Source organism: Litorisediminicola beolgyonensis (assembly GCF_042679605.1).
GTDB lineage: Bacteria > Pseudomonadota > Alphaproteobacteria > Rhodobacterales > Rhodobacteraceae > Litorisediminicola > Litorisediminicola beolgyonensis.
Genome location: NZ_JBHTMU010000076.1, coordinates 1 through 5,195, shown reverse-complemented (window position 1 = coordinate 5,195; position 5,195 = coordinate 1). Strand labels below are relative to the sequence as shown.

General features: G+C 68.9%; 4 protein-coding genes. 2 read left to right on the top strand and 2 right to left on the bottom strand.

Features of this window, described 5'->3' with window-relative positions:
* Positions 1 to 2,029, top strand: a 2,029-nt coding sequence (locus tag ACFQ4E_RS20370) for a calcium-binding protein (RefSeq protein ID WP_386806372.1), incomplete at its 5' end; no start/stop codon positions are given.
* 87 nt (positions 2,030 to 2,116) lie between these two features.
* Here ACFQ4E_RS20370 and ACFQ4E_RS20365 read toward each other — a convergent pair.
* Positions 2,117 to 3,514 (bottom strand): CAP domain-containing protein, encoded by a 1,398-nt coding sequence (locus ACFQ4E_RS20365; RefSeq protein WP_386806371.1) that lies wholly within the window; start codon positions 3,512 to 3,514, stop codon positions 2,117 to 2,119.
* 249 nt (positions 3,515 to 3,763) lie between these two features.
* Between ACFQ4E_RS20365 and ACFQ4E_RS20360 the strand changes: the two genes are divergently transcribed.
* Positions 3,764 to 4,909 carry a UDP-galactopyranose/dTDP-fucopyranose mutase family protein gene (locus tag ACFQ4E_RS20360; protein ID WP_386806370.1) on the top strand — a complete coding sequence of 382 codons (1,146 nt, stop codon included), beginning with the start codon at positions 3,764 to 3,766 and terminating at the stop codon, positions 4,907 to 4,909.
* Here ACFQ4E_RS20360 and ACFQ4E_RS20355 read toward each other — a convergent pair.
* Positions 4,893 to 5,195: hypothetical protein (locus ACFQ4E_RS20355; protein WP_386806369.1), on the bottom strand; the 303-nt coding region annotated here is incomplete at its 5' end. The two genes, ACFQ4E_RS20360 and ACFQ4E_RS20355, sit on opposite strands and share 17 nt — an antisense overlap.

Sequence of the window (5,195 nt, the reverse complement as noted above, 5' to 3'; positions counted from 1 at the left end):
CGCGCGGGCCGGGACGGCGGCCCTGGACGAGGGCGCGGCGCAGCTCGCCACGCTCGAGATCGGCGGCCGCACGGTGCTCCTGGCCGCGACCGGCGGCGATGCGCAACTGCAGAGCTTCGCGCTGGGAAAGACCGGCGGCATCGCCGCCCGCGACACGCTCGGCGCCGAAGAGGGGCTGTCGCTGATGCAGGGCGTCAGCGCGCTCGAGACCGTCACCGCCTTCGGGCAGAGCTTCGCCATTCTCGCCTCGCGTCCGCTGACCGGCGACAGCGGCGCGCTGAGCGTGGTGCGGATCGATGCCGAGGGCGGGCTCACCGTCACCGATCACCTGATCGACGGGCTGGAGACGCGGTTCGGCGCGGTCTCGGCGCTGGCCGTGGCGCGGTTCGGCGACGAGCTGCGGGTCCTGGCAGGCGGCGGCGACGACGGCGTGAGCCTGTTCTCGCTGACCGAAAGCGGCCGTCTCGTGCATCGCGAGACGCTGGCCCATGACACCGGGTTGGGGCTTGCCAATGTCGAGGCGCTGGCCATGGTCGCGACCGAGGCCGGTCTCGAGGCGGTCGCGGCGAGCCAGGCGGCGGCGGGTCTCAGCCGCTTCAAGATCGCGGTGACGGGCGTGACCCGCGAGGGCGGTGCGGGCGCCGAGAGCCTTGTCGGCACGCGGGGGGACGACCTGCTGATCGACGGGGCGGGAGCGGACCGGATGGAGGGGCGCGACGGCGCCGATCGCTTCGTGCTGATCCATGACGGCGCCCGCGACGTGATCGCCGATTTCGAGCTCGGCCGCGACGTGATCGACCTGAGCTACACGCCGATGTTTTACGACACGCGCGAGGTGGTGATCCATGAGACCGCCACCGGTGCGCGGATCACCGTGCGCGGTGACGTCACCGAGATCTGGAGCGCCGATGGCCGGACGCTCGACGAGGAGCTGCTGCGCGGCGCGCTGGAGATCGCCGGGACCCGGCCGCCGCGCCTGGAGCGGGTGGGCGATCAGCCCGATCCCGAGCCCTGGCCGGAAAACCCCTTTCCCGCACCGTCGAGCTGGGCTCCGAACGCGCCCGCGCCGACGCCCGAGGCCGACGAGGGGCCGGGGCCCTTCGAGCCGCTGCGCGAGGCCTATGACAGCGCCCAGGAAGCCGAGGACGCGGCAAAGGACGCGGCCGGGCGGCCCTCCGGGTCGACACGGGACGAGGACACTGATCAGGAGCCGACACCGGCCCCGGCCCCGGCGCCGCGTCCGGCTCCGACCCCCGCCCCCGAGGCGCCCGAGCCGACCTATGTGCCGCGCCCGGGGCTGACCCTGAAGGGCAAGGGCAAGGATGACGACCTGATCGGCCGCGATCGCGACGACAAGATCGCGGGCAAGGGCGGCGACGACAGCCTGGACGGGCAGGGCGGCAACGACACGCTTCTGGGCGGCAAGGATGACGACCTGCTCAAGGGCGGCGCGGGCGACGACCTGCTCAAGGGGTCCGCGGGCAATGACCGGCTCGTGGGCGGCGACGATGACGACGTGCTCAAGGGCGGCAAGGACGACGACACGCTCCTGGGCGGTGCAGGCGACGATGTGATCAAGGCCGCCAAGGGCAATGACTGGATGGATGGCGAGGCGGGCGACGACCTGCTCGCGGGCGGTGGCGGCAATGACGGGCTGCGCGGCGGTGCGGGCGACGACCGGATGAACGGCGGTGGCGGCGACGATATCCTCCTGGGCGAGGATGGAGCCGATGTGATCACAGGCAAGGCCGGGCGCGACCGGATCACCGGCGGTACCGGCGACGATATCCTCTCGGGTGGCAAGTCGGGGGATGTCTTCGTCTTCCGCGCAGGCGAGGGGCAGGATGTGATCACGGATTTCCGCTCCGGCCAGGACGTGCTCGAGCTGGAGATGGGCGCGCGCAAGCTGAAGGCGCTGATCGACCATGCCGATGCCGACGGGCTCTGGCTCGACTGGGACAGTGGCGGCGTGCTGCTGGAAGGGGTGAAGGCCCGCGATTTCGATGCCGGCGACGTGACCTTCGTCTGATCCCGGGTCCGGAGGCCGACCCCGAACGCAAACGGGCCCGGGAGCGGCTGCTCCCGGGCCCGTCTTGTCGCCCGCAAGGGGCGGAGATCAGAGAAAGGAGATGTCGTCGGCCAGGGCGGACAGGTCGTCCTCGCCCTTGAAGCAGATCTCGTCGCCATCGCCGAAATCGAGGATGATGTTGCCGCGCTTGACCTCGCCATACGTGTCGACCACCTCGTCGGCGCTCATCCCGCCGCCCCAGAGATCGGCGTCGAGCAGCAGGGTGTCGTCGCCGAGGTCGAACTTCTTGATCTTGTCGGAGCCGTCGCCGTCGCGGAAGACGAAGATGTCGCTGCCCTTCTGACCGATCACGACGTCGTTGTCGGCACCGCCTTCGAGCCGGTCGCGGCCGCCGCCGCCCTTGAGCTTGTCGCGGCCCGCACCGCCCAAAAGCGTGTCGTTGCCGCCCTGGCCGATCAGCTTGTCGTTGTCGTCGCCGCCCGAGAGCGTGTCGTCGCCCTTCTGGCCCTTGATCTTGTCGCGGCCCGCGCCGCCTTCGGCCGCGTCGTCGCCCTTGCCGGTGTTGATCGTGTCATCCCCGGCGCCGCCGTCGATGACGTTGTCGCCGTCATTGCCTTCGAGCGTTTCATCGGCGCTGCCGCCGGTCAGGTCGAGATCGTCCACGCCCAGGAGGCAGGCGCCCCCGGCGTTGCCGGACTGGATCACCAGATCGACGGAGCTGGCCAGCATGTCGCCCACCAGGTCGAGCTTGGCATTGCCCCCCGAGAGGTCGATCTGCACCTGCGCCTCGCCGCCCGACCAGCCGACCATGATCTCGGTCATCTCGGCCGCCAGTTCGAGCGCGTAGCCGCCCGCCCGCGCGGTTTCGGCCACGTCCGAGCCGCTCTGGAAGATCACCCCGCCGCGGCCTTCGCCCATCGAGTAGAACTCGTCGCGGTCCGCATCGTCATAGGCCACGCCCGTGACAAAGGCGGACCGGCCCGAGACGGCGTAGTTCTGGGTGATCATCGCGGCGTTATAGCCGTTGAAATCGCCCTCCTCGAGGGCAATGCCGATCTCGCGATACTCGTCCTTGAGGATGTTCTTGCGGTGGCTGGCGCTCAGCATCAAGTCGCGATGCGAGCTTTCGACCGCGGCCTCGATATCGACCGCGCCGGTCGAGCCGGACCAGGCGAGGTTCTCGCCGCTTTTCCAGGAGCCGGTGAAGTTATAGCCGGCCTCGCGCATGCGATCGTTCGAGGAGGAGCCGCCCGCGCCGGTATGGCTGAACACGTCGTTGTCCAGCATCCAGCCGGAATGGGCCTGGGACGAGGCGTGCAGAAGCGCCTCGGGGGCCAGGACCTGTTTGGTCTGGGTGGACAGGGTGCCCGCGGGCAGGTCGTCATTGACCGAGGAGATGTCGTAGCGCTTGATCTCGCCCTTGGGGTCGAGGCGGGCACGGTTGACCAGCTCCAGCATATACTGTTCGGCAGCCGAAAATGTCATTCGCAGATAGTCCTTGTTCTGCTCGTTTTTGTCGTAACCGCCCAAGGGAAACGGTCCGCGATCACCATGCAAAATCCCCCAGAGCATGGCAAAGGCAGCACCATCCCACGGGCAGAACCTTGCCGAAGTAAGCGCATCAATGCGGCGAGACTTTGGAGCGGATGCGCAGGTTCCGTGACGTCTCGACGGGGCCGTTGTCGTCGCGCGGAGGCTGTGACAGACCCTTCAAGGACTGAGCGAGGACAGGCGATGAAGATTCTTTTCGTGGGCGCGGGGCTCTCGGGCGCGGTGACGGGACGGGCGCTGGCCGAGGCCGGGCACGAGGTCACGGTGATCGACGGGCGCGACCATATCGCCGGCAATTGCCACACGGTGCGCGATCCCGAGACCGGCGTCATGGTGCATGTCTACGGCCCGCATATCTTCCACACCGACGATGCGGGCGTCTGGGACTACGTCACCCGCTTCATGGCCTTCAGGCCCTACAAGAACCGGGTCAAGACCACGAGCCGGGGCGAGGTGTTCTCCTTGCCGATCAACCTCCACACCATCAACCAGTTCTACCGCAAGACCTTCCGCCCCGAGGAGGCGCGCGCCTTCATCGCCGAGCAGGCCGATACCTCGATCGAGGACCCGCAGACCTTCGAGGAGCAGGCGCTGCGCTTCGTCGGGCCCGATCTCTACGAGGCCTTCTTCAAGGGCTATACCGAGAAGCAATGGGGCTGTTCGCCGACCGAGCTTCCGGCCTCGATCCTCAAGCGCCTGCCGGTGCGGTTCAACTACGACGACAACTACTTCTTCCACCGGTTCCAGGGCATGCCCGAGGAGGGCTATACCGAGATGGTCGCCCGCATCCTCGACCATCCCGGCATCACCGTGACGCTAGGGACCTGGTACGAGCCCGCGATGGCCGAGGATCATGACCACGTCTTCTGGTCGGGGCCGCTCGATGGCTATTTCGGCTACGAGTTGGGGCGTCTCGGCTACCGCACCCTCGATTTCGAGCGCTTCACGGCCCAGGGCGACTGGCAGGGCACGGCGGTGATGAATTACGGCGACCGCGACGTGCCCTGGACGCGGATCACCGAGCACAAGCATTTCTCGCCCTGGGAAGAGCACGAGGGCTCGGTGCTCTACCGCGAGTTCTCGCGCGAATGCGGGCCCGAGGACATTCCCTACTACCCGATCCGGCTGGTCGAGGAGAAGGAGATGCTGGGCGCCTATGTCGCCCGCGCCGAGGCCGAGACCGGCGTCACCTTCATGGGCCGGCTCGGCACCTACCGCTATCTCGACATGGACGTGACCATCCGCGAGGCGCTCGACACCGCCGCGCTCTTCCTCGCCCGCACCGGCGCGGGCGAGCCGATGCCCGCCTTCGTCAAATCGCCGCTCTGAGCGTCTCGATATAGGCGCCGAGGCGGCGGTCGACCTGGCCGGGGCGGTGGCGGATCTGGCGCCAGCGCTCCGAGAAATCGGGCGGATCGGTGATCTGGCCCTTGCGCCGGATGGTCCAGCGCCTCCAGAGCATCGGGTCGCGGGCGAGCGCCGCGGCCACCCGGTCGGCGGCGGCGGTGAGCCGGGCGCGCTGTACGTCGGAAAAGACGGTCTCGGGCCGGGGATCGAGCGGTGTCTCGGGGCCGGTCCCGGAGGCCGCGGCGAGGGCGGCGGTGCAGGGGCCGTC

Excerpts from the sequence above, each read along its gene's own strand:
- ACFQ4E_RS20365 (WP_386806371.1), bottom strand. The coding sequence starts at position 3,514 with ATGACATTTTCGGCTGCCGAACAGTATATGCTGGAGCTGGTCAACCGT.
- ACFQ4E_RS20360 (WP_386806370.1), top strand. The coding sequence starts at position 3,764 with ATGAAGATTCTTTTCGTGGGCGCGGGGCTCTCGGGCGCGGTGACGGGA.